Genomic DNA, 24745 nt, shown 5'->3' on the forward strand with positions numbered 1-24745 from the left:
ACTCTTCCTTAATCATCAAATTCAGCCTTTCTGATACTGGCGGAAACGTCCCTGCAACTGACGCAACTGGTCGATACGTGCGTCGTAGCGGGCTTGTTCCAGACTGCCTAATTTTTGCAATGCGCTGGCGTTACTCAGCATTTCTATCGCCTGATCTAACCTGCCGATCAGCGCCATGCTTTCAGCGCGTGCAGCCAGTTCCTGCGCGCGCATCCCCTGCGCGGCAGACGCCTGAGACAGTAAATCCCATCCGTTAGGATCGCCCGGATAATTGAACGTATAACGGTTGAGGATCCTGCTGGCATTGGCCGGTTTCGCGCCTTCTAAATAGGCATTCGCCAGATTGAGCTGAAGCACCGGATTGGTGCTGCTGGCGGCCCCTGCGGCTTCGAGACGGGCGATAGCCTGAGGTGCGCGTTTACTTTCGAGATCGTTATCAGTTGATAAATCCAGCAACCAGTCATTGCCCGGATTCTGCGCCAGCAGCGGATCCAGTATTGCCCGTGCCTGATCGTATTTTTTGGCTTTATAAAACTGCAGCGCCTGACCGTATTTCGCGGCGAGTTGTTCGCGCACGTTGCCGTTGCTCAGTTTTTGCAGATAGTCATCGGTCAGCGGGAAGCTTTCAGAACCGTACATACCGAGCATTCGCACTTTCGCCATCAGGTAATTTTGCGAAGACTGCACCACCGTGTGCGGCATCTGATTGGCACGGTTACGCACGTCCGCCAGACGGCTGTCGGGCAGGGGGTGCGTCAGCAGCATTTCCGGCGGACGGGTGGAATAACTTGCCTGATCGGCGAGTTTCTGTAAAAACGCCGGCATTGCCTGCGGATCAAACCCGGAGCGCTGTAAAACCTGCAAACCGATACGGTCCGCTTCCTGCTCGTTGCCCTGGGTGAAACTGATCATCCCCTGTTGCGTGCCTGCCAGGGTGCCGGTCAGCGCCGCCATCCCCATTTGCGGGCTGGCCATCGCCAGAAGAATAGAGCCCAGCGCGCCGACCCAGGTCAGTGGCGCATTGCGCTGCTGATCTTCCATCGCACGGGCCAGATGGCGCTGGGTGACGTGGGAGATTTCATGCGCCATCACCGATGCCAGCTGGCTTTCGTTGTCGGTATAACGAAACAGCGCGGAGTGAAGCACCACGTTGCCACCGAAGAAAGCGAAGGCGTTAAGCTCGTCGTTATTCACAATAAAGAAATGGAACGGCGTGCGGACTGAATAGGCATGAGAAACCAGACGCTGCCCGAGTTCATTGATGTACTGATTGAGCAAAGGGTCGTTAATCAGCGGGGTACTGGCGCGCATCTGACGGACGTAGAAATCGCCCATCTGCAATTCCTGATTAATGCTTAACGTTCCGCCCGCCGTGGTGCCAATATCCGGTAACTGATCGCTCACCGAAGGCGCTAAGGGGGATGTCGTCGTTTTGGCGGAAGACGTGGCCGGTGTCGACCAGAATGAACTGTCATCAGCGCCTGCCGGAAAAATTGCGCTACTGAACAGGCTGCCCAGACACAGGGCGATCACGGTTTTTTTCAATCGCATTACCATATACATTTGCTTCCCAATAATTTATCCGCACACCGATGAGCTTTAAGAGCTTTTCTTCCGTGAACTGAAGGGATGAACATTATTTCTGGCGCTATTGTTTGCGCTGAACTTTATAGTAGCTATCCTCGTGAGAGTTTAAAACACTCTGCGGCTACAGTTGTGTGACAACAAATATAAAAGATAGTTACTTGTGTCAGAGTGCGCAGGGAACGAAGAGCGCAACCCTACCAGATACCGGAATTTACAGGAGCATTCTCTGATGTTGGACATGTTATTACAGTGGTATCGCCGCCGGTTTACCGACCCGCAAGCCATTGCGTTGCTGGCAATTTTGGTTGCAGGTTTTTGTATTCTCTACTTTCTCAACGGTATTCTGGCACCCCTGCTGGTGGCGATAGTGCTGGCGTATTTGCTGGAATGGCCAACTGTGCGCCTGCAACATGTCGGGCTTTCGCGCACGCTGGCGGTCAGCGTGGTGCTGATTCTGTTCGCCGGTATTCTGATGCTGGGCATTTTTGTTGTTGCGCCGGTGACCTGGCAACAGGGCGTTAATTTGCTGGCGGATTTACCCAGCATGCTTAACCGTTTCTATGATTTTGCCGCTACGCTGCCCCGGCGTTATCCGGCGCTGGTTGATGCCGGTATCATCGACATGATGGCCGAAAATATGCGCAGCAAACTTTCCGGGCTGGGCGAATCGGTCGTGAAGTATTCAGTGGCCTCGCTGGTTGGTTTGCTGACGCTGGCGATTTACCTGATTCTGGTGCCGATGATGGTCTTCTTCCTGCTCAAGGATAAAGAGCAAATGTTGAATGCCGTGCGTCGCGTTCTGCCACGCGATCGCGGGCTGGCGGGGCAGGTCTGGGCAGAAATGAATCAGCAGGTCACTAATTACATTCGCGGCAAAGTGCTTGAGATGATCATCGTGGGTGTCGCCACCTATCTGGTGTTCTGGGTGATGGACTTGCGTTATTCGCTGCTGCTGGCGGTGCTGGTGGGGATCTCGGTGTTAATTCCTTATATCGGCGCCATGCTGGTGACCATCCCGGTGGTGATTGTGGCGATGTTCCAGTGGGGACTGGGTGCCGATTTCTGGACGCTGCTCGTGGCCTATCTGGTGGTACAAGGCGTGGACGGAAACGTGATTGTGCCGCTGCTATTCTCGGAAGCCGTGAATCTGCACCCGCTGGTGATTATCCTGTCGGTTGTCGTGTTCGGCGGGTTGTGGGGGTTCTGGGGCGTATTCTTTGCGATCCCGCTGGCGACCCTGGTCAAAGCTGTGGTGCACGTTTGGCCGGATGAACTGCTCAACGAAAGCGTCTGAACCGGCAGGGCGAAATGAAGGAAATAAAAAAAGCGCGTCTGCGCTTTTTTTTATGAACGTGGGTCACCCGTGAGTTATCAGGCGGACTTCTCGTTCAGATAGGCCATCACGATGTCATGATGGTTAGTGGTTTTGAAGTCGTCGAACACTTTCTCGACCTTGCCAGTGCCGTCAAGCAGGAAGCTGATGCGATGAATACCGTCGTAGGTTTTCCCCATAAAGGATTTTTCACCCCAGACGCCAAACTGCTCGCAAACCTGATGATCTTCATCGGACAACAGCGTGAAGTTCAGCAGCTCTTTCTCAGCAAAACGCGACAGTTTTTCAGGTTTATCCGTGCTGATACCCAGCACTTCCACACCCTCACTTTTCAACTGATCCATGTTATCGCGCAGTCCACAGGCCTGTACGGTACAGCCAGGGGTCATAGCTTTTGGATAAAAATAAACCAGGACTCTCTGTCCCTGGAAGTCGGCCAGATTAATTTGTTCACCGTCTTGGTCGGGTAAACTAAATTGCGGCGCAGGATCACCGGCTTTCAGTGGGCTCATTGTCTTTCTCCGTATCTCTTAGCGATTACTGCAGTTTATTTTCATTCTCGGAATAACTGACGACGTTAATACTGCCTTGCGCATTCAGTTCTGTACATAGCTGATGAAAGGCTTGTTCAATAATTACCGGATCGGTATTAGCAGCACTGTGCGCCGTCATCTGAATGGAAAGCTGGGCGGGCGTTGTGCCCTCAGCAGGACGGGTTTTTGACGCCAGTTCTGCAATGTTCATCTGGTGCGTATCGAATAAATCCGTGAAACGCTCGATCAGGTGCGGGGAGTCTTTGACTTCCACTTTCACCCATACGGTCGCTGGCATCGGCGGGCGTTCCGGCGCGTTGGTGCGCTTCATCACGATCAGCAATTCCAGCTCGGCGCCTTTTTGCGGCAGTGTCGATTCAATCAACGTAATCGCGTTCCAGCTGCCGGAAAGCAGCATGATGAAGGTAAATTCATCACCGAGCATCGCCAGCCGGCTGTCCTCAATATTACAGCCGCAGCTGCTGACCTGGCGGGTGATGGTATTGACGATACCTGAGCGATCGGCACCTAACGCGGTGATAACCAGATAATGTTGTTGTGGCTGCGGCAAAATGGGTCTTCCTGTCGTGCTTGGGAGTATTCCCAAGGTAAACATAAAAAAAACCGCCGGACAAGCGCTTACAACACGTTGTTTGCTTGCTTTTGCAGTGGTGTCAAAAGTACCATGAGTGACCTGTTTGTGGAGGGGAAGGTCAATGTTTACGGGAAGTATTGTTGCACTGGTTACGCCGATGGACGCCAAAGGTGCTGTCGATCGCGCGAGTCTGAAAAAACTGATTGATTATCATGTGTCCAGTGGTACTGCGGCGATCGTTTCCGTTGGCACAACAGGCGAGTCGGCGACGTTAAGTCATGACGAACACGGTGACGTGGTCATGCAAACGCTGGAACTGGCCGATGGACGCATTCCTATTATCGCAGGCACCGGGGCAAACGCCACCGCCGAAGCGATTTCACTGACGCAACGTTTTGAAAAGAGTGGCGTTGTGGGCTGTCTGACAGTCACCCCATATTACAATCGTCCGACTCAGGAAGGTCTGTTTCAGCACTTTAAAGCCATCGCTGAAAATACCTCTCTGCCACAAATTCTCTACAACGTGCCTTCACGTACCGGCTGCGATATGTTGCCGCCGACCATCGCGCGTTTAGCCAAATTAAAGAATATTGTTGCTGTTAAAGAAGCAACAGGGAACTTAAGTCGTGTTAGTCAGATCCAAGTGCTGGTTGATGATGAAGATTTCATTCTGCTGAGCGGCGATGACGCCAGCGGTCTGGACTTTATGCAACTCGGTGGCAAAGGGGTGATTTCTGTGACGGCCAACGTGGCTGCGCGTGAAATGGCTCAACTTTGTGAACTGGCGGCATGTGGCAACTTTGCCGAAGCGCGTCGCCTGAATCAGCGCCTGATGCCGTTGCATCAGAATTTGTTTGTAGAAGCAAACCCAATCCCGGTGAAATGGGCCTGTAAGGCACTGGGGTTGATGGCAACAGATACTCTGCGTCTGCCTATGACGCCGTTAACAGATGCTGCCCGTCCGGTCGTGGAACACGCATTAAAAAGCGCCGGTTTGCTGTAACTCTTAGGAAGATTTGATGGCCTCTTTATTTGACAAGAATAGTTTCCAGATGACCCGATTGCAGAAATCAGCCGTAGCGAAAGTGGTTGGGGTTTCCCTGATCATGCTGCTGGCGGCCTGTTCAAGCGACCAGCGCTACAAGCGCCAGGTGAGCGGCGATGAATCCTATCTGGATGCACCCGCCCTGCATGAGCTGAAAGCCCCTGCCGGGATGATTCTGCCTGTACAGAACGGAACGTACGATGTTCAGGCCGGTGCAATGCAAGGTGCGGTGGGCAAACAGCTCGACATCCGTCCACCGATGCAGCCTCTGGCCTTGCTGAACGGTTCACAAACGCAATTCTCCGGCGACAGCAGTACCGTGCTGCTGGAAAACACCGCTCAGAACCGTGATTTGTGGAACAACGTGGTGAAAGCCGTTCAGCAAAACAATTACACCATCGCTAACCGTGATGATGCTAACCAGACGCTGACCACTGATTTCGTTAACTGGAATCGTGCAGATGAAGACTTCCAGTATCAGGGCCGTTATCAGATCAGCGTGAAACAGCAGAGCTACCAGTTAGCCCTGACCGTGAAAACGCTTGAACTGAAACAGCAGGATAAAGCGGTCACCACATCGGCTGAAATCCAGCGTTATAACAGCCAGATGATGAACTCCATTACCGCAAATCTGGATAAAGTGCAGCAGGATACGCAAGCCCGTCTCGATAATCGTCGCGTTGGCGAGATCGACGTGCAGAGCGGCGCAGACGATACCGGCCTGCCGGTGCTGATCGTGCGTACCAGCTATGGCGTGGTGTGGGATCGCTTGCCGAATGCCCTGGCGAAAGCCGGCATGAAAGTGACCGACAGCAGCCGTCCGCAGGGCACAATATCCGTCACCTACAAACCGTTGAATGACGATGCGTGGCAGACATTGGGTGCGAAAGATCCGGGTCTGTCATCCGGTGATTACAAACTTCAGGTTGGCGACCTCGACAACCGCAGTAGCTTGCAGTTCCTTGATCCAAAAGGACATGCTCTCAGCCAGTCGCAGAACGACGCGATGGTGGCGGTCATGCAGGCCGCATTTAGTCAGAGCAGTGCAAAATAATACCAAGGGGCTTCGGCCCCTTTTTACATCTGTTTTTTCCACTGGAGTAAGTAAAGATGCAAAAGTTAGCTGAGTTGTATCGCGGCAAGGCGAAAACCGTCTACACCACAGAAAACCCGGACCTGCTGGTGCTGGAATTCCGCAACGATACGTCAGCACTGGATGGTCAGCGTATTGAGCAGTTCGACCGTAAAGGCATGGTTAACAACAAATTTAACCATTTCATCATGGCTAAGCTGGAAGAAGCCGGTATTCCGACACAAATGGAACGCCTGCTGTCTGACAACGAAGTGCTGGTGAAAAAACTGGATATGGTCCCGGTTGAATGCGTTATCCGTAACCGTGCTGCAGGATCGCTGGTAAAACGTCTGGGCATTGAAGAAGGTCTGGTACTCAATCCACCGTTGTTCGATCTGTTCCTGAAAAACGATGCGATGCATGATCCGATGATCAATGAGTCTTACTGCAAAACCTTCGGTTGGGTGAACGAAGAGCATCTGGCACGGATGAAAGAGCTGAGCTACAAAGCCAACGACGTGCTGACCAAACTGTTTGATGATGCCGGTCTGATTCTGGTCGATTTCAAACTCGAGTTCGGTTTGTTCAACGGTGAAGTCGTACTGGGTGATGAATTCTCGCCAGATGGCAGCCGCTTGTGGGATAAAGAAACCCTGAACAAGATGGATAAAGATCGCTACCGCCAGAGTCTGGGTGGCCTGATCGAAGCCTACGAAGAAGTTGCTCGCCGCATCGGTGTGAAACTGGACTGATCGTCAGTCAGTTTTCAGCCCTGACGCGCAATCGTTTACGTAGCGGGGCTGTATCAAACCGGGTGGTATTTGTGTGCCACCCGATTTCTTCCTGCGCATTTAATTTCCCCTTTTCCCCACTGTTTTATTTCATTTAATGCCTTCTGACCTAAAATTACGTCCTTGCGCAGATGGTATTAACCGCGCGCGCTGGCTAGTCTTTATAAAAACAGTCTGGAGGTGGAGTATGCGTTGGCAAGGGCGTCGCGAAAGCGACAATGTGGAAGACAGACGCGGACAGGGATCCAACTCCGGTGGTGGTCCGGGCGGTGGCGGAATGCGTCTGCCGATCCGTGGGAAAAGTGGCATCGTGATTATTATCGTGGTGCTGGTCGCCGGTTATTACGGCATTGATCTGACACCGCTTATCGATGGCGGGCAGTCCGGTGGTGTGCAAAAGCAGACACAATCGCAATCCATCAGCCCGAAAGATGACGAGCAGGCGAAATTCACCTCGGTGATCCTCGCTTCTACAGAAGACACCTGGAAAGAAATCTTCCAGAAACAGGGGATGACTTACCGCGAACCGAAACTGGTGATGTACCGTGGCGCAACCCGCACCGGCTGCGGTACCGGCCAGTCGGTTATGGGGCCGTTCTACTGCCCGGCGGACAGCACGGTGTATATCGATCTCTCCTTCTATCAGGAACTGCAGAACAAACTGGGCGCGGGCGGTGATTTTGCACAGGGTTACGTCGTGGCGCACGAAGTCGGCCATCACGTACAAAATCTGCTGGGCATTGAACGCAAGGTGCGCGAGATGCAGCAGGGCGCATCGCAGGCGGCGGTGAATCAGCTGTCGGTGAAAATGGAACTCCAGGCTGACTGCTACGCCGGCGTCTGGGGACATGCCATGCAGCAACAAAATGTGCTTGAAGAGGGCGATCTGAAAGAGGCGCTGGACGCCGCGCAGGCGATCGGCGATGACCGTCTGCAACAGCAAAGCCAGGGGCGCGTGGTGCCGGACAGCTTTACGCACGGCACATCTCAGCAGCGGTATACCTGGTTCAAGCGCGGTTTTGATACCGGTAATCCCGATCAGTGCAACACCTTTGCCAGCCTCTGATTCGGCGAAATGCAGGCTATTCAGTTCTGGTCTGGCTGCAAAAACTGTTCAATAATCAATGACCGATTCAAAAGGCTCCCCGGAGCCTTTTTTACTTCCTGACAGGAAAACGCAGGGAACGCTATGGCTTTTCTCGATCCAACCCTTTTGATCTTACTGGTGTTTGCCGGGCTCGGCATTATCAGTCATAACAGCGCGGTGACTATCGCGATGTTTTTCCTGCTGACGGTACGTATCACGCCGCTGAACAACTTCTTCCCCTGGATAGAAAAATACGGCCTGACCATCGGCATTATCATTCTGACTGTCGGAGTGATGGCGCCTATTGCCAGCGGGAAAATCAGTGCCAGCACCATTGTGCATTCCTTCCTGCACTGGAAATCTATTGCCGCTATTTTGGTCGGCGTGCTGGTGTCGTGGCTGGGCGGGCGCGGTCTGACGCTGATGGGAACGCAGCCCCATCTGGTTGCAGGTTTGCTGGTCGGCACCGTGCTCGGCGTCGCGCTGTTTAAAGGCGTGCCGGTCGGGCCGCTGATCGCCGCCGGTTTACTGTCGATGCTGGTAGGGAAAAGCTGACATGCCTGCCACGTCCCTGACCTCATTACAGCATCAGATGCAGCACCAGGGTGTGCGGCGTTTACTGGTATTTAGCGGGGAAGCGGGCTGGTGTGAAGAGCAGGCCAGACATGTGTCGGCAGGCTGCGAAGGCGACTGGCTGTGGCTCAGTGATTCGCCGCCCGCCGGCGTGAACGCCTGCTCACCCTCTGCGGCCCGGACGCTGCTGGGTCAGGACGTTTTACACGGCATTTTTGATGCGCGCAGCGGGCTGGATGTTGAGGCACTGGCTGCATTTTCCGGCACGCTGAAAGCAGGAAGCTGGCTGATTTTGCTGGTGCCGCCATGGCAGCTTTGGGCGCAACAGCCCGACAGCGACAGCCTGCGCTGGAGTGAACAGCCGCAACCGATCGCCACGCCCCGTTTTATCCATCGTTTTCAGCGTTTGCTGCAAAACGCGCCGCACGTTGCACTGTGCAGACAAGACACCGATTTTGAACTTTCCCCGTTGCCCGTTGCGGCACGGTGGCTGCCGCCTGATGGTCAGCCAACGCCGCAGCAGCAGACGATTCTGCAACGGCTGATGCAGGCAAAATCCGGTGTGTGGGTGCTGACTGCGCCGCGTGGCCGTGGCAAATCAACGCTGGCAGGTATGCTGACAGCACAGTGGCCGGGCATCTGCTGGGTGACGGCGCCGGGCAAACGTTCGGTTGATCACATTCTCTGTCATGCACCGGAGTCGGTACGGTTTATAGCGCCTGATGCTCTGCTGACCTTGTGTCGCGAAGGGGCGGTCAACGGCGCTGACTGGCTGATTATCGACGAAGCCGCAGCCATCCCTGCGCCGATGCTTTCGGTAATGGTCAAAGCTTTCCCGCGTGTGTTGCTCACCACCACGGTAGAGGGCTACGAAGGCACCGGGCGTGGTTTTTTGCTGAAGTTTTGTGCATCACTGCCGCAATGGCACGATCTGCGGCTGCGCGCACCGATACGCTGGTCGGAACAGGATCCGCTCGAGCCATTGATCAGTGAACTGCTGCTGTTTGAAGAACATCTGCCAGACGTGCATAACACCGGTGAAACACCGGAAATTTTCCCGGTTGATGCCGCTCGCTGGTGTCAGGAGCCCGCGCTGCTAAAGGATTTTTACGGCCTGCTGACCAGCGCGCATTACCGAACTTCGCCGCTGGATTTGCGTCGTTTACTGGATGCGCCGGGGATGACCTTCAGCGCCGCCAGACAAGGTCCGACGTTAACCGGTGCGCTGTGGCTGGTGGATGAGGGCGGACTTAGCGAGGAGCTGGCGCAGGATGTCTGGGCGGGGCGGCGGCGGCCGCGTGGCAATCTGGTGGCACAGTCGCTCGCGGCTCACGCAGGTTTCCCCGAAGCCGCCGTATTACGTTCACGGCGCGTCAGTCGCATTGCAGTACATCCGGCGCTGAGGCGGCAGGGGATCGCCCGCGATTTACTGGCGGAACAGCAAAAGCGTGCGCAGCAGGCGGGGCTGGATTTTCTGTCGGTAAGTTTCGGTTATACCGAAGAACTTGCCGCGCTGTGGCATCAGGCCGGTTTTCAGCTTGCGCGTATCAGCACGCAGAAAGAAGCCGGTAGCGGGTGTTATGCCGCGATGGCGATATTACCGCTCAGCCCAGCGGGGCATGAACTGGCTCAGGCAGCATTAAATCAGCTTCACCGTGACTGGCGCTGGCTGTCGACATTGACCGATATCCGGCTGCCGTTCCCGCCTGAGGGTGATACCCGAATGAATGACGCCGACTGGCGCGAACTGGCAGGATTTGCCTTCGCGCATCGGCCTGCACAAAGCAGTCTTCCCGCCCTCAGCCGCCTGCTGATGGCCAGCCCGCTGCCGCTGCAGGCGCTGCGTGCCTGGTTACAACAGGGAAAAAGCACCGCGGAAATTGTGCAAATGTTGCAACTAACCGGCCGCAGGGCGCTGCTGGCCCGCTGGCGACAGGAAACGCAGCAGGCACTCAAAGCCTGCGGACGGGGGGAATAACGGGCAGATTTCATTGCAAAAAATGGAAAGACTCATTCAATAAAACCCGATTTCACTCACCGGCAGGCGGCGTATAGTGACGGCATTAACCTAAAACGGGAGAAACCCATGAGCTCAGAACAGATTATCGTCCAGCAGCCGGAAGCGCGTGCTAACCAGCTGATTTTATTATTTCACGGCGTGGGCGATAACCCGATTTCGATGGGTGAAATTGGCAAGTTTTTCGCCGTCTCTTTCCCGCAGGCTCAGGTCGTCAGCGTCGGCAGCCCGGATATTTGTGACTTTGGCCGTGGGTTTCAGTGGTTCTCAGTACAGGGCGTGACGGAGAAAAACCGCCAGCCGCGTATTGATGCCGCGATGCCGCTGTTTATTGAGATTGTCCGCGACTGGCAGCAAAAAACCGGTGTCACTCCTGAAAATACCACGTTAGTCGGTTTTTCACAGGGCACCATCATGGCGCTGGAATCCACCAAAGTGGAAGAACATCTCGCTTCGCGCATTATCGCTTTCAGTGGCCGTTTCGCTAATCTGCCGGAAAAACCCATTGCGGCAGGCACTGTGGTGCATTTTATTCACGGCGAGCAGGATCCGGTGATCAATCCGTTCCAGTCCAGAAGTGCGGCCGAACGACTCAACGCTTTAGGCTGCGTCTGTACCCTGAATATTCAGGCGGGCATGGCGCACGGGCTGGATTCGCACATGATCAACACCGCCATTTCGCATTTGCAGAATGACGAACCACCGGTGCATTGATCAAAAAAGGTAGCCAGTTTGGCTGCCTCCGTTTTTAACTGCTTTTACTTCTTCTTCGGCCATTCATCATCTTTGTCCCACTCGGCATTATTATCGCGATGCGGTGGAATTTCAGGTTTGTCGTTGAGGTATTTTTTCACATCAACGCGCCGCAGTTCTTTCACACCGCTGATCAACATACCAATCAGAATGATCAAAATGATCCACCAGTAATCTTTAATCCACTCCATGGCGTGCTCCTTAAATGTTGTTTGTTGGTAGGGCGATGAATCTCGGGAAGAGGGTAGCCATCTCACTGATAACCCAGTCAGAACCCGCCACATCTTGCCCTTGCCATGCACTGATAAGCACCTCCGGCGTCAGTTGCGATGCACACAACTGCGCCAGCGGGCGATAACTCAGGTGCCAGGGTTCAACAGCTACCCCGCCACGGTCTTCAGCATACGGACGATAAAAACCAAACTCCGCCATATGGTCTGACATCCAGTTGTTCAGCGAATAAAAATACCCGCCTTGCTCATATTCCCACGGCTCCAGCTGTAACGTCTGGCCGGCAGGCACCCGACGCGGATCGTACACATCCAGATCGCTGCCCCAGTGGTGGCGGCTGGCGCCCGGCAATGCCGACCAGCGCATGATCAGTTCGCACCGCTGTCCGGCAGACAATCCGCTGACGTCTGCTGGCTGGCTGTCCTTATCTAATACTGGTCGCTCACCGCGAAATTTTCCATTCCAGATAGCCAGTTGGCGATCAAAATCACGAAAGGTACTGGCTGGCTGGAGATCAAACCCCGCTTCACGCGCTGCCTGCTGCATCCGGGCAAACGCCTGTGCCGCCTCTGGCTGCAAACGGTGTGGGCCGTCGCCCAATGTGACCAGGTGAGCGGTAGAGCGTCCGGTCAGCATCTCTTGGGTTATCATGCGACTAACTGCTCCATGATGCGCTGATACATACGGCTGAGAACCTGAAGATCGGCGGCATGAACGCATTCGTTGATTTTGTGAATGGTGGCGTTTACCGGCCCCAGTTCGACCACCTGCGCGCCCATCAGTGCGATAAAGCGTCCGTCGGAGGTTCCGCCGGTGGTTTGCAGCTCGGGAGTCATCTCAGTGTAGTGGCGAACCGCGTTAACCACGGCTTCGACCAGTGCCCCGCGTGAGGTCAGGAACGGCTGGCCGGACACCACCCAGTTCAGGGTATATTGCAGATTATGGCTGTCCAGCAGCGCGGCGACGCGCTGTTTGATGATTTCATCAGTCAGTTCGGTACTGAAGCGGAAGTTAAACTGCACATACAGCTCGCCGGGAATGACATTGTTGCTGCCGGTACCGGCATTGATATTGGCGATCTGCATGCTGGTTGGCGGGAAGAATTCATTGCCATTATCCCACAGGGTAGCCACCAGTTCGTTCAGCGCAGGCATGGCGCGATGCACCGGATTGTCAGCCAGATGCGGATAGGCTACGTGTCCCTGAACGCCGTGAACGTGAAGGTTGGCGGTCATGGAACCGCGACGGCCATTTTTCACAATGTCACCTACGCGGGTGGTGCTGGAAGGCTCGCCAACCAGACAATAATCCAGGCGCTCATTACGTTCCATCAGGGCATTGACCACTTTTACCGTGCCGTTGACCGCGCTGGCCTCTTCGTCAGAGGTAATCAGAAAGGCAAGACGCCCTTTGTGATGCGGGTTGGCGGCCACAAAGCGTTCTGCTGCAACCACCATTGCCGCCAGCGAACCTTTCATGTCCGCCGCGCCGCGGCCATAAAGCATGCCGTCGCGCAGGGTGGGTTCAAACGGGCCGGTGACCCAGAGTTTGTGATCGCCGGTCGGCACCACGTCGGTGTGTCCGGCGAAGGCCAGCGTTTTGCCTTCACCGCGCGTCGCCCAGAAATTCAGGGTATCGCCAAAATGCATCGGCTCAACGTGGAAACCAATGGCCTCGAGGCGGGCGATCATGATCTCCTGGCAGCCTGCATCGTCCGGGCTGAGTGACGGACGACGGATCAACTGTTGGGCAAGATCGACAACGGGACAGCTCATGTTATTTTACCTCCGCAAGGAATTGCTGATAGCTCTCTGGTTTGAATCCCAGCAGAGACTGGCCATTGGGTGCCAGTAAAAAAGGGCGTTTGATGACAGCCGGATGCGCCAGCATCACCGCTTTAGCGCGGGCTTCATTGTCACAGCCTGCACGGGTTGTTTCATCGAGCTTGCGCCAGGTGGTGCCACGGGTATTTAGCATCGCTTCCCAGCCCTGTTTGTCGATCAGGTTCTGCAACAGGCTGTCATCCAGCCCCTCAACCCGGTAATCATGAAACTGGCAACTGACACCGTTTTCTTCCAGCCAGCGACGGGCTTTTTTCACGGTATCGCAATTTTTAATGCCATAAAGAATAAATGGGGCTGAAGCCGAAGTCGTTGCCATAGAAAAACGTAACCTGTCAGTAATTATGAACTTTTCACCAGCACAGAATGCGGGCGCGAGGATAGGGCACATAATGAGGCAAAACGCGGGCAGGATCCAGACGGGGCGGGATTGTGATCCAGGTTATATAAGCGGTCGGTATAATTTGTTTGTTTAAAATATAACCGTATAATCCCCTCATCCAATCAAGGGGAGCAAAATGTTAGAGCAAGAATTAGGAAACTGGAAAGACTTTATCGACCGTATGTTGAACGCGTAACAGCCACACCGTGACAGTAAAAGCATAGCCGGTAAAGCACACAGATTTATTCTCAGTGTCAGCACGTCATTATAAAAAACGTTTGTTCAGGAAGACCATTACGTCCAGTTAGCGACGGTTCTCACAGCCAGTAAATCAATAATAAAAAAGGCGTTAATTCTCATTAACGCCTTTTTTGTCGACTTTTTTTACCGTTATTTGAGTTCTGCCGGTGCTGTCTCAACGATATCGGCTATCACCGGTTCCGTGGTTTTCCCCGGAAAACGACGGCGGATCAGCACGAAGAACAACGGCACGAAGAAGACTGCCAGCACAGTCGCGGAAATCATCCCGCCGATGACGCCGGTACCCACCGCGTGCTGGCTGCCAGAACCTGCGCCGGTGCTGGTCGCCATCGGCAGTACGCCGAAAATAAAGGCCAGCGAGGTCATCAGGATAGGGCGCAGGCGCATTCTCGAGGCTTCCAGCGTAGCTTCTAACAGTTCCCGGCCCCTGACGTTCAGATCATTGGCAAATTCGACAATCAGAATGGCGTTTTTCGCCGACAGCCCGATGATGGTCAGCATCCCGACCTGGAAATACACGTCGTTTTCCAGCCCGCGCATCCAGGTGGCAATCACCGCACCGAGCACGCCGAGCGGCACCACCAGCATGACTGAGAACGGAATCGACCAGCTTTCATAAAGTGCCGCCAGACACAGGAACACCACCAGCAGGGAAAGGGCATACAGCGCAGGCGCCTGTGAACCGGATAAACGCTCCTGATAGGACAACCCGGTCCATTCGAGGCCAATCCCGGTCGGTAATTTCGCCACCAGCTTTTCCATGGTATCCATCGCCGTACCGCTGCTGACGCCTTCTGCCGGTTCCCCGACAATCTCCAGCGCGGAATATCCGTTGTAGCGCTCAAGGCGCGGCGAGCCGGTCAGCCAGTATGATGTGGCAAACGCGGAGAACGGCACCATGGTTCCTGTGGCGTTTCTGACATACCAGCGGTTAATATCGTCCGGCAGCATACGGAATTTTGCACCGGCCTGAACGTAGACTTTTTTGACGCGGGCGCGATCAACAAAGTCGTTGACGTAAGTCGACCCCCAGGCGGTGCTCAGCGTGCTGTTGATATCTGTGATCGACACGCCCAGCGCCTGCGCTTTGACCTGATCGATGTCGATTTGCAACTGCGGGCTGTCATCCAGACCGTTATGACGCACGCGGATCAGATTGCTGTCTTTGGCGGTCATATCCAGCAACTGATCACGCGCTGACATCAGTGCCGCGTGGCCCAGCCCGGCGTGATCCTGCAATTCCATGTCGAAACCGGTGGCGCTGCCGAGGCCGTTAATGGCTGGCGGACTGCTGGCGATCACTCTGGCTTCGGTAATCTTACTGAATTCTTTGGTGGCCTTTTCAATCAGCGCAAAGGAGGAGTCATCCGCACCTGTACGCTCATCCCACGGGGTCAGGCGCACGAACATACGAGCGACATTTTGCCCGTTACCGCCCGGCCCTGCGCCGATGGTGGAAAACACCGAAAGCACATCTTTTTTATCGGTTTTCAGGAAGTAGTTTTCGACTTTCTCGACCACTTTTTGCGTTTGCTGCAGCGTCGAACCCGGCGGTAACTGCACCTGAACCGTGAAGACACCACGGTCTTCCAGCGGCAGGAACGAGGTCGGTAACTTAATAAACATAAATGCCAGCAACGCCACCAGCGCGGCATAACACAGCATCCAGCGCAGGCTGTTGCGTAAAATCCCCGCCACGCCGTTTTCATAGCGGCGTGCGTTGCGGTCAAACATGCGGTTAAACCAGCCAAAGAAGCCGCGTTTGCCGTGATGGTGCCCCTTCGCAATAGGTTTCAGAAGTGTTGAGCACAGCGCCGGTGTCAGCGTCAGCGCGACAAACACCGACAGCACCATCGCTGACACAATCGTGATGGAGAACTGACGGTAAATCGCGCCGGTGGTGCCGCCAAAGAACGCCATCGGCACGAACACGGCGGAGAGCACCAGGGTGATACCGACCAGCGCACTTTGTATCTGCCCCATCGATTTACGCGTAGCGTCTCTGGGGCTGAGGCCTTCCTCGCTCATCACGCGCTCAACGTTCTCCACCACCACAATGGCATCATCCACCAGCAGGCCGATCGCCAGTACCATCGCAAACATGGTTAAGGTATTGATGCTGTAGCCGAACTGATGCAGCACGGCAAAAGTGCCGAGAAGCACCACCGGCACGGCAATGGTCGGGATCAGCGTTGCGCGGAAGTTTTGCAGGAACAGGTACATCACCAGAAACACCAGCACGATGGCTTCAAACAGCGTTTTCACCACATCAGTGATCGCCGCTTTAACGAACGGCGTGGTTTCATACGCCACTTCCGCTTTCAGGCCGTGAGGGAAGTAATGGGAAAGTTCTTCAAGGCGCGCGCGCACCGCTTTGTCGGTTTGCAGTTCATTCGCGCCGGACGCCAGTTTCACCCCCATACCGGACGCGGCCTGACCGTTGTAGCGGCTGAGCAGGCTGTAGTTTTCAGCACCCAGACCAATTTCAGCCACATCACCCAGTTTGACCTGCGAACCATCCTTATTCACTTTCAGCGTGATCTGGCGAAATTGCTCCGGCGTCTGTAATTGCGATTGCGCATTGATCGTGGCATTCAGCGCCTGGAAATCGACAGAAGGTGCGCCGCCGAGCTGCCCGACCGCCACCTGACTGTTTTGCGCTTTGATCGCGGTGACCACATCGGCAGTGGTCAGCTGGTAATTAGTGAGTTTGTCCGGGTCAAGCCAGATACGCATGGCGTACTGTGAACCGTAAGCATCGATGCTGCCAACGCCGTCCACGCGGCTCAGCGGATCCTGAATGTTCGAGGCCACATAATCGGCGATATCCTGCTTATCCATACTGCCGTCGGTGGAGACAAACGCCACCATCATCAGGTTGGTATCACCGGTTTTCGAGACGGTCACCCCCTGCGTTTGCACATCCTGCGGCAAACGTTTCAGCGCCTGTTGCAGCTGGTTCTGCACCTGTTGCAGCGCTTCATTCGGGTCAGTGCCGGCGGTAAAACTCAGTGTAATCTGCGATTTACCGTCATTACTGCTTTGCGAAGACATGTACATCAGATTGTCGAGGCCGGTCATGTTCTGCTCGATAATCTGGGTAACCGTATTTTCTAATGTTTGTGCTGATGCGCCGGGATATGTTGCCGAGATGCGAACATTAGGAGGGGCGAGATCGGGATATTGTTCGACCGGCAAAAAGTAAATCGCCAGTGCGCCGGACAAAGACAGAATGATCGCTAATACCCAGGCAAAAATCGGGCGATCGATGAAAAGATTGGCCATGCGTCAAAAACCTCGTTATCACTCTGGCGGGAGTGACTCACATCAGCAAACAAACAGAATGTCAGTAATCTGACAAAAAAATCCACTGAGAAGATTTTCCCAGCGGCAGTACTGTCCAAACAGGACGGAGTGAATGTTAGAGTGTCGTTCTACGTCTAAGCACTTTACCTTCTCAGGGCGAATAAAACGTGGAGAAATAAAGGAGATAATGTAAAAAAGCCCACCTGAACACGGGGTTATATTTCACCAGACAGTCTACGCTTTTGATGGATCCTTTTAATGACAACGCCCGGAGCGTTCAACATGATGTTAAATTCGGTGTTTGCCCGCCGCCTCTACCTTTGCTGGTTGCTGGACAACGAACAAAAACCCAACGTGCCGAAGCTGATGGAAATCACCGGCTGGCCGCGCCGCACCTTGCAGGACGTACTGAAAGCGCTGCCGGGAATGGGCGTTGAACTGGATTTTATCCAGCAGGGAATACGCAATAATGACGGCTACTACCAGCTTTCCAGCTGGGGGCCGCTGGACAGGCAATGGATTGAACGCCACCGCGAACAGCTTATCGCGGCAATAGCGCAGGGTTGAGTATGGCGGGAGAAGTAGAATACGGCTATGATGCCTGGCTTCTCTCACCACTTCTGAGCGGGGGCATTGAATGTCATCTCACGACACTTTTTCTCAAGAAACAGCATCTGACCCAACATCTTCCAGAATCGAAAATGTCCAGAGCGAGTTGCTCTCTGACAACTGGTATGTTCTGCGTAAATTCTCCTACGACTTAATCAAACGCAATGGCGAACGCCAGCCGCAAACCCGTGAAGTGTATGACCGTGGGAATGGCGCGACGATCCTTCTTTACAGCAAAATCAAAAAAACCGTCTTGCTGATCAAACAGTTTCGTATGCCGACCTACGTCAACGGCAACAGCACCGGAATGCTGCTGGAAACCTGCGCGGGCCTGCTGGACAACGATTCCCCTGAAGATTGCATCCGTAAAGAGGCGATCGAAGAAACCGGTTTTGCAGTCGGTAAAGTCGATAAACTGTTTGAGGCTTACATGTCGCCGGGCAGCGTGACGGAAATCGTGCACTTTTTTGCGGCGGAATATGATGAGTCGCAGCGTCAGAACGCCGGCGGTGGGGTCGAGGACGAAGACATCGATGTGCTTGAGGTGCCGTTCAGCCAGGCGCTGGCCATGATCAAAGACGGGCGTATCAAAGACGGTAAAACCATCATGCTGTTGCAATACGCCCAGATTCAGGGATGGATGGCCTGAACCGCGCTGGTACGTTCAGCACTGATTTCAGCACTTAAGAATGAAGAAGGCACCCGAAGGTGCCTTTGTTGTTTTTGCATGACGCTACAAGCGTTACTGCACCGTGGCGACCGCGGCAGTGCCAGCCTGCTTCTTGATCGCTGACCACGGAAGAACTGACCATTCAGGCCCTTCGCATGAGCGCTGAACACGGGCAAAACTCGGATCAAAATAGAGCCCGGCAGGGGTGAAATACCACGCCGGGAACTGCCAGATTTCCGGTTGCGAGTAATCGCAATCGTCATCACTTTCTTCGGTCGGTTTCTTCATTTCTGCCGGATGCGCCAGCGTCAGCTCTTTAACCAACCAGGGCGCCCATTTCTTGTCGCGATACTGAGCAAAGGTGTCGAAATCGACATCATTTTTACCGGTGGAGACGCCATCTTCTGCATTGAGATAATGGAAAGGGGCGCCTTCGCCGACCCAGACCACGTCTTCCAGCGTCAGCGATTCTGCCGTTTTGGCATTCATATTCACCGGCGCTTCACCGAAATCAGGGTGCGCACCACCGCAATCGTAAGAGGTGAAAATACTGATACTGACGATGTCTTTACTCAGGTATTTCGGCGTCACGGTTTGCATATATTCACCCTGACCGAAGCGGTTTGCGCCGAGCATACAGGCATGCCAGCCGCTGACTTCCTGCCACAGGCGGGTGCGCAGCTTCTGATTGATCGCGTGCAGCTCGGCGTCAAGGTAGCCTGAGGCAATTTCGAACAACGTAATTTTGGATTGCGGCTCCGTCCACCATTGCAGCTGATACCCCATGAAATTTTCGCTTTTACCGGCGGTCAGTTGCAGGCCTGAAAGGCGTAAAAACTCATAAGGTTCGATGTGAGCAAGTGCGGTCAGCCAGGCATCATCGGTGGTGACGGCAGGTAACTGCGCAGGTTGCAGTTTCACCGGCAAGGTTTTGCCTTGCGGATTGGTCCAGCTCCCTTGCCAGTTGCCTTTCTCATCTTTGGTCAGGGAAAACTCAGGGCGCGGGGTGTCATCAAAATCATCCAGACCTTCCTGAAGTTTCAGCTCCTGCCCGTCCAGCGAGCCATTAAGCGGCAGGTCGAGACGGTATTTTTGATAGAAGTAACGGCCCGTCACTTCATCGGGTTTATTTAAATCCAGCTCGACCACAATACTGGTTTTACCCAGCGTACCGGAATACACCACAGGCGGCTCTTCAGCCAGAGCAGGCAATGCAAGCAGGGCTATCAACCAAATCCACAACTTCATCAGTATCTCCCAGAGAAATAAATCATCCTTTGCGCCATTATTTTTTCGTTATAGGCAATGACGTGCGAAAGCCAGTGTACTGAAAGTTTCGTTACGTCACCATTACGTGATCTGATAAGTAGAAAAAAATTATCGTTTGCCCAAAAAAGCCATCGGGAAAGGTATCTCTTTCTAATTTCGAATAAAAAAATGCTGGTTTGTTAGCAGTCTCCCGGCGGAGGTTACGCTATTATCAGGGAGATAACTTAGAGAAGAGCTGAGACTCATAATGTGCAGATGGATGACCTCCCTTTTATGCCTGCTGGCCGGAATGCTGGCTTTTAGCGTGCAGGCCGAGCCGATACAGGCAATGTATAACGACTGGCAGGTGAGCTGCGATAACCTGAACCACTGCGCTGCGCGCAACAGTCAGGATGGTCAGGAACTGGTGATGAAAATCACCCGCGAAGCCGGGCCGGAGGGCAAATCAACCCTCAGTATTGATTACCAGCGTAACAGCGACGAGCAAAGCAGCGATGCGCCGATTGCCGGGCGTTTGCAGATGAACGGAAAAACGCTGAGTTTTAATCACCGCGAATGGGATATCAGTAAAAAGCACCTTTCGGGCAGTAACCGTCTGGTGGTCAATGATTTCATCGCCGCCATTCGTGAAGGCAGCAGCATTCAGCTGTCAGGTAAATCGGATCCCGCGCAGCCGGTGAAACCGATGATTTCGCTCAAAGGGTTGAAAGCGGTGCTGCTGGCCATCGATGCCCAGCAGGGGCGGGTCGGCACCAAAACGGCCTGGGCCAGCCGGGGCACGAAACCGGCGAATACCGTGCCACCTGCGCCGGTCGCGCCGGTATTGCCACGTTTTAGTGAACCGCACGCCTTGTCCGAGAGTGAGATCTCAGCCATCACGCAGAACGCTGCGACCACCATTGAGAACAATGATTGCAGCCTCGATCCTTCAGAACGTGAAGTGCACATTTTCGCCCTGAGTAACGAGAAGGCGCTGATGACCGTCAACTGCGACATGGGGGCTTACAATCTGTTTGCTCTGGGATTTTTGGTATCGCGTCAGGCACCTTACAAAATGGAAAATCTGGCGCTGAACATGCCGTTCAAACTGGGTGAGGATGAACAGGCGCCCGAGCTGATTAACGCAGATTTCGACCCGAAAACCGGCATGCTTTCGACCTATGATAAAGGCCGTGGGATCGGAGATTGCGGCGTCGCCTCGCGCTGGGTGTTTGATGGCAAAGCGTTCAGGCTGGCGGCATTTTCGTCTGAACCCGCCTGTGACGGCTACAGCAGCGGCGGAGAATGGCCGGTTCTGTGGGTGACCCAGGCGCCTTAATTCCCGCTGCGGCGTTATGTTGCGGATAAAAAAATGCCCTGTGAGCTTACGCTTTCAGGGCATTTTCTTTTATCGCGGTCTGCGTCGTTGAACGTTATTCAACAGACGCTTTGACGACAACCATATTGCTGGCGAATTCGACTTGCTGATCGGCAACGATTTTGCAGCGCTTACGGGTTTCTACTTTACCGTTGACCTTCACCTGGCCTTCAGCGATGACCGACTTAGCGGAACCGCCGCTGTCACACCAGCCCATAAATTTGAGCAGGTCGCACAGTTCAACGTGCGGGTGCTTTTCGAGAAAAAAAGTTTCCATGTATTCCTGACTTTGTGTTTGGTACGAATGAATTAAGACTTAATGGCGCTGATGTCATGATATTCCTCACACGCCTGCAAGGTATTTTGAATCAGCGTCGCGACCGTCATCGGGCCTACGCCGCCCGGCACCGGTGTGATAAAGGAAGCCCGCTCAGCGGCGGCATCATATTCCACATCGCCGACAACTTTACCACTTTCCAGACGGTTAATACCGACATCAATGACAATCGCACCCGGTTTAATCCATTCACCCGGAATAAAGCCCGGTTTACCGACCGCCACTACCACCAGATCGGCATTCTCAACGTGATGACGAAGATTTTTGGTGAAGCGGTGCGTGACGGTAGTGGTGCAACCTGCCAGCAGCAGTTCCATGCTCATCGGACGGCCCACAATGTTGGATGCGCCGATCACCACGGCGTTCAGCCCGAAGGTATCAATACCATAACGCTCAAGCAGGGTGACGATGCCGCGCGGCGTACATGGGCGCAGTGTGGGAGCGCGCTGGCACAGGCGTCCGACGTTATACGGATGGAAGCCATCGACGTCTTTGTCCGGATGAATGCGTTCCAGAACCTTGATGTTATCGATGCCCGCTGGCAGCGGAAGTTGCACCAAAATACCGTCGATTTCACCGTCGTTATTCAGATCGTCGATCAGTTTCAGCAGTTCGCCTTCAGAGGTGGTGGCGGGCAAATCGTAAGAGCGGGAGATGAAGCCGACTTCTTCGCATGAGCGACGTTTGCTGGCGACATAAATCTGTGATGCCGGGTTTTCACCGACCAGCACCACAGCCAGGCCGGGAGCGCGTTTACCTTGCGCCAGTCGTTGTTGCACACGCGCCGCCACTTCGCTTCTGACTTGCTGCGCAATCGTTTTACCGTCAATAATCTTTGCTGCCATCGGGGAATAAATCCATCAATTAAAAAATGCAGGGGATGTGCCTATTTTGTCAGAAGCGGCGGGCGCTGTCAGGCGTTGAATGCGAATTACTTGTTCGAAAATTCACTGAGACAGTGCTTAAAAAAGTGTCTATTTTAGAAACAGGTCTTTTTAAATCATCAGGAAAGGAACCCATGACACGTAAAGTCGGGATTATAGGCGCAGGCCACGTAGGGGCTGACGTTGCATTTTCATTGGTCACACAGGGATTGTGCGACACGATTGTTTTGCTGGATGAAGACGAAAAAAAGGCGGGCAGTCAGGCACTCGAACTGCGCGACATGGCATCTCTCACCGCGTCACGCGTTAAGATAATCGCTAACGATTACAGCGAATTGCACAACGCAGATGTGCTGGTCATCGCCGTCGGCCCGAAAACGCTGCTGCGTGAAGATCGCCTCGAAGAACTGGCAGAGACGCGCGCCGCCGTGCGTGAAGTGATCCCGCGCGTGATTGCCAGCGGTTTTGGCGGCGTTATCGTCAACATCACCAACCCGTGCGATGTCATTACCCAGATTATTCAACAAACCAGCGGCTTCCTGCACTCTCAGGTCTTCGGCACCGGCACGTCGCTCGATACCGCACGCATGAAGCGCGTCGTGGGCGAATTCTTCGATATCGACCCCCAAAGCGTCACCGGCTACGTGATGGGTGAGCACGGCGAATCACAGTTTGTCGCCTGGAGCACCGTGACTGTGGGCGGATGTCCGGTGGCACAATTGGCGGGCGACCGTGACGTTGACTGGGCCAGCATGCAGGACGCCGTGCGCGGCGGTGGCTGGGAAATTCTGCAAGGCAAGGGCTGGACCAGTTTCGGCATTGCCACGGCAACGGCCCGTCTGGTGGACGCGATATTATCTGACGCGCACAGCGTATATCCGGTGTCGGCGTGGGATGAAGAGCTGAACGTGTACATCGGCCAGCCTGCGGTGATCGGCAAAAACGGCGTGGTTCAGACATTGCGGCCAGAGCTGACCGTTTACGAAGGCGTGGCATACCATGCTTCTGCACGCGTGATTGCCGCGGCGCTGAAGTCTGAAAAATAATCCAGACGCATCACATTCCGCTGCGGGGCAGGCCGGGAATAACCTGAAATTGTTCAGGCATTAAGCAGAGAGTTCGAAAGCCATTGACTCATCCCGGTCTGCCCGTATAATCCGAACCCGCAACGCTCCCGAATGGGACAAGCAATGCGCCCTTAGCTCAGTTGGATAGAGCAACGGCCTTCTAAGCCGTAGGTCACAGGTTCGAGCCCTGTAGGGCGTACCATTTTCGCGGTGTAAAACCGGAAAAACAGACGCCCGCTGGCGTCTTTTTTTATGCCTGAAATTCAGTGTGCAAGATGTCCTGTACTGCTCTTCCTGCCGCCTCAGAAATCCAGCTCAAGTGCAAAACACAGGTAAGCCATCAGTGGCGCACAATGCCTGAACTGCGCCGCGCAAAACTCGACCACATCAGGTTTGCACAAATCTTCAAAGGCGATATTTTTAATCGCGATAAAATCTTTGCGCTTTAATTCCTCTAACAACGGGTGGTTTTTGTCGTAGCCTTTTGGCGGTCGAATCAGGCTGTCGCCATCCATCACGAATCCGTTGTCGTGCAATGTCTTAAGGGCTTTCTTGTAGGCGTTCGGATTCTCATCAATGCACGTACGGATCGCATTTAACGCTTTAGATTCCGGATGCCAGATCCCCGCCGCGAGAAAACAATTATCTTCGGCAATGTGCAGATAGAGTCCAGGAGCGTGAACATCTTTGCCCTGAAAATGGCGAAACTGGATGCCGACATTGGTTTTGTAAGGCGTTTTATCTTTGCTGAAACGGCTGTCCCGCTGCGGACGCATAAGGCTGCCGCCCACTTTTCTGGCGACGGCAGTCAGCCTCGGGGAAATGGCAATAATCTCTGGCTGCATGTGTTCGATAAACCGCAGTGCGGGGGTTCTCAGCGTATTTTCGTATTCATCCTGATTCGCTTTGAACCAGTCGCGGGAGTTGTTTTGTGCGAGTTTATTCAGAAATTGCAAACCGGCTGCGCTAAAAATTGTCCCTGCCGGAACCGGCGTTTCAGGTGTCTGGGTCGTCATTATCGATAAGCCTTAATCACTGCCATGAAAAGAATCAGAGGAGATCCTGACGCCAGAGACGGCTCAGTGCAAACTGAAAAGCAAAAATTTTTCTGACAACCGAGGAAAACGCAGTGGCCGCCTGAAAGC

At 54.1% G+C, this 24745-nt stretch carries 25 protein-coding genes and 1 tRNA gene; 14 read left to right on the forward strand and 12 right to left on the reverse strand.

The genetic code is table 11. The annotated features are described in order from the left end of the window. Window positions 1-21 precede the first annotated feature (21 nt). Window positions 22-1557, reverse strand: coding sequence for a M48 family metalloprotease (locus ABSH60_RS15125; RefSeq protein WP_390974621.1), 1536 nt, complete (start codon window positions 1555-1557; stop codon window positions 22-24). Window positions 1558-1816: 259 nt separating this feature from the next. Between ABSH60_RS15125 and ABSH60_RS15130 the strand changes: the two genes are divergently transcribed. Further along, window positions 1817-2881 (forward strand): AI-2E family transporter, encoded by a 1065-nt coding sequence (locus tag ABSH60_RS15130; protein ID WP_056771333.1) that lies wholly within the window; start codon window positions 1817-1819, stop codon window positions 2879-2881. A gap of 77 nt (window positions 2882-2958) precedes the next feature. On the opposite strand, the gene bcp is transcribed toward ABSH60_RS15130, so the two are convergent. Together bcp and ABSH60_RS15140 are read right to left on the reverse strand one after the other, a co-directional pair. Beyond that, complete coding sequence (bcp, locus tag ABSH60_RS15135) at window positions 2959-3432, reverse strand: thioredoxin-dependent thiol peroxidase (RefSeq protein ID WP_056771336.1); 474 nt, start codon at window positions 3430-3432, stop codon at window positions 2959-2961. A 25-nt stretch (window positions 3433-3457) separates the two neighbouring features. Beyond that, window positions 3458-4024 carry a glycine cleavage system transcriptional repressor gene (locus ABSH60_RS15140; RefSeq protein WP_056771339.1) on the reverse strand — a complete coding sequence of 189 codons (567 nt, stop codon included), beginning with the start codon at window positions 4022-4024 and terminating at the stop codon, window positions 3458-3460. Window positions 4025-4169: 145 nt separating this feature from the next. On the opposite strand from ABSH60_RS15140, the gene dapA reads away from it, so the two are divergent. The 7 genes from dapA (at window position 4170) to ypfH (ending at window position 11347) form a co-directional block, all read left to right on the forward strand. Further along, window positions 4170-5051, forward strand: a complete 882-nt coding sequence (dapA, locus tag ABSH60_RS15145; protein WP_056771342.1) for a 4-hydroxy-tetrahydrodipicolinate synthase — start codon at window positions 4170-4172, stop codon at window positions 5049-5051. Window positions 5052-5067: 16 nt separating this feature from the next. Continuing rightward, the gene (bamC, locus tag ABSH60_RS15150) at window positions 5068-6147 is read left to right on the forward strand and encodes an outer membrane protein assembly factor BamC (protein WP_056771343.1); all 1080 of its coding nucleotides are present in this window, start codon (window positions 5068-5070) and stop codon (window positions 6145-6147) included. A gap of 56 nt (window positions 6148-6203) precedes the next feature. Beyond that, window positions 6204-6917: a phosphoribosylaminoimidazolesuccinocarboxamide synthase gene (purC, locus tag ABSH60_RS15155; RefSeq protein WP_056771346.1), complete on the forward strand. Its 714-nt coding sequence runs from the start codon at window positions 6204-6206 to the stop codon at window positions 6915-6917. Between the two features lie 226 nt (window positions 6918-7143). After that, entirely contained in the window at window positions 7144-8022 is an 879-nt protein-coding gene (locus tag ABSH60_RS15160; protein WP_390974624.1) for a neutral zinc metallopeptidase, read from the forward strand. A 123-nt stretch (window positions 8023-8145) separates the two neighbouring features. Then, window positions 8146-8598 (forward strand): DUF441 domain-containing protein, encoded by a 453-nt coding sequence (locus ABSH60_RS15165; RefSeq protein WP_056771350.1) that lies wholly within the window; start codon window positions 8146-8148, stop codon window positions 8596-8598. A gap of 1 nt (window position 8599) precedes the next feature. After that, window positions 8600-10594, forward strand: a complete 1995-nt coding sequence (locus ABSH60_RS15170; RefSeq protein ID WP_390974626.1) for a GNAT family N-acetyltransferase — start codon at window positions 8600-8602, stop codon at window positions 10592-10594. A gap of 108 nt (window positions 10595-10702) precedes the next feature. Beyond that, complete coding sequence (ypfH, locus tag ABSH60_RS15175; protein WP_183848872.1) at window positions 10703-11347, forward strand: esterase; 645 nt, start codon at window positions 10703-10705, stop codon at window positions 11345-11347. 44 nt (window positions 11348-11391) lie between these two features. Here ypfH and ABSH60_RS15180 read toward each other — a convergent pair whose 3' ends face one another. Genes ABSH60_RS15180 through ABSH60_RS15195 form a run of 4 tightly spaced genes read right to left on the reverse strand, consistent with a single transcriptional unit; the run spans window position 11392 to window position 13777 of the window. Next, the gene (locus ABSH60_RS15180; RefSeq protein WP_056771358.1) at window positions 11392-11577 is read right to left on the reverse strand and encodes a YpfN family protein; all 186 of its coding nucleotides are present in this window, start codon (window positions 11575-11577) and stop codon (window positions 11392-11394) included. Window positions 11578-11587: 10 nt separating this feature from the next. Beyond that, window positions 11588-12253 (reverse strand): D-alanyl-D-alanine carboxypeptidase family protein, encoded by a 666-nt coding sequence (locus ABSH60_RS15185; RefSeq protein WP_390975781.1) that lies wholly within the window; start codon window positions 12251-12253, stop codon window positions 11588-11590. Between the two features lie 11 nt (window positions 12254-12264). Next, window positions 12265-13392 (reverse strand): succinyl-diaminopimelate desuccinylase, encoded by a 1128-nt coding sequence (gene dapE, locus ABSH60_RS15190; protein ID WP_056771365.1) that lies wholly within the window; start codon window positions 13390-13392, stop codon window positions 12265-12267. Window position 13393: 1 nt separating this feature from the next. After that, the gene (locus ABSH60_RS15195; protein WP_056771368.1) at window positions 13394-13777 is read right to left on the reverse strand and encodes an ArsC family reductase; all 384 of its coding nucleotides are present in this window, start codon (window positions 13775-13777) and stop codon (window positions 13394-13396) included. 199 nt (window positions 13778-13976) lie between these two features. Between ABSH60_RS15195 and ypfM the strand changes: the two genes are divergently transcribed. Beyond that, on the forward strand, window positions 13977-14036 hold the full coding sequence (ypfM, locus tag ABSH60_RS15200; protein ID WP_112168684.1) for a protein YpfM: 60 nt from the start codon (window positions 13977-13979) through the stop codon (window positions 14034-14036). A gap of 194 nt (window positions 14037-14230) precedes the next feature. Here ypfM and acrD read toward each other — a convergent pair whose 3' ends face one another. Next, window positions 14231-17386, reverse strand: a complete 3156-nt coding sequence (gene acrD / locus ABSH60_RS15205; RefSeq protein WP_390974629.1) for a multidrug efflux RND transporter permease AcrD — start codon at window positions 17384-17386, stop codon at window positions 14231-14233. Between the two features lie 303 nt (window positions 17387-17689). On the opposite strand from acrD, the gene ABSH60_RS15210 reads away from it, so the two are divergent. Both ABSH60_RS15210 and nudK read left to right on the forward strand, forming a co-directional pair. Beyond that, entirely contained in the window at window positions 17690-17974 is a 285-nt protein-coding gene (locus ABSH60_RS15210) for a helix-turn-helix domain-containing protein (RefSeq protein ID WP_056771375.1), read from the forward strand. Between the two features lie 70 nt (window positions 17975-18044). Beyond that, window positions 18045-18665 carry a GDP-mannose pyrophosphatase NudK gene (nudK, locus tag ABSH60_RS15215; protein ID WP_390974631.1) on the forward strand — a complete coding sequence of 207 codons (621 nt, stop codon included), beginning with the start codon at window positions 18045-18047 and terminating at the stop codon, window positions 18663-18665. Between the two features lie 93 nt (window positions 18666-18758). Here nudK and ABSH60_RS15220 read toward each other — a convergent pair whose 3' ends face one another. Beyond that, complete coding sequence (locus ABSH60_RS15220; RefSeq protein WP_390974633.1) at window positions 18759-19934, reverse strand: hypothetical protein; 1176 nt, start codon at window positions 19932-19934, stop codon at window positions 18759-18761. 280 nt (window positions 19935-20214) lie between these two features. Here ABSH60_RS15220 and ABSH60_RS15225 point away from each other — a divergent pair, with 280 nt between their 5' ends. After that, window positions 20215-21273, forward strand: a complete 1059-nt coding sequence (locus ABSH60_RS15225; protein ID WP_390974635.1) for a DUF1176 domain-containing protein — start codon at window positions 20215-20217, stop codon at window positions 21271-21273. A gap of 94 nt (window positions 21274-21367) precedes the next feature. Here ABSH60_RS15225 and ybcJ read toward each other — a convergent pair whose 3' ends face one another. Both ybcJ and folD read right to left on the reverse strand, forming a co-directional pair. Next, entirely contained in the window at window positions 21368-21589 is a 222-nt protein-coding gene (gene ybcJ / locus ABSH60_RS15230; protein ID WP_056771387.1) for a ribosome-associated protein YbcJ, read from the reverse strand. Window positions 21590-21621: 32 nt separating this feature from the next. After that, window positions 21622-22494, reverse strand: a complete 873-nt coding sequence (gene folD / locus ABSH60_RS15235) for a bifunctional methylenetetrahydrofolate dehydrogenase/methenyltetrahydrofolate cyclohydrolase FolD (RefSeq protein WP_056771390.1) — start codon at window positions 22492-22494, stop codon at window positions 21622-21624. Between the two features lie 173 nt (window positions 22495-22667). Between folD and ABSH60_RS15240 the strand changes: the two genes are divergently transcribed. Then, window positions 22668-23579, forward strand: a complete 912-nt coding sequence (locus tag ABSH60_RS15240; protein ID WP_390974638.1) for an L-lactate dehydrogenase — start codon at window positions 22668-22670, stop codon at window positions 23577-23579. Window positions 23580-23725: 146 nt separating this feature from the next. After that, a tRNA-Arg gene (locus ABSH60_RS15245) sits at window positions 23726-23802 on the forward strand. Window positions 23803-23902: 100 nt separating this feature from the next. Here the strand turns inward: ABSH60_RS15245 and ABSH60_RS15250 are convergent. Continuing rightward, a complete protein-coding gene (locus ABSH60_RS15250) occupies window positions 23903-24616 on the reverse strand; it encodes a DUF2461 domain-containing protein (protein WP_056771397.1) in 714 nt (237 codons plus the stop codon). Between the last annotated feature and the right edge of the window lie 129 nt (window positions 24617-24745).

Origin of the sequence: Rahnella sp. R3(2024) (genome assembly GCF_042920125.1) — a bacterium.
Lineage (GTDB): Bacteria > Pseudomonadota > Gammaproteobacteria > Enterobacterales > Enterobacteriaceae > Rahnella > Rahnella rivi.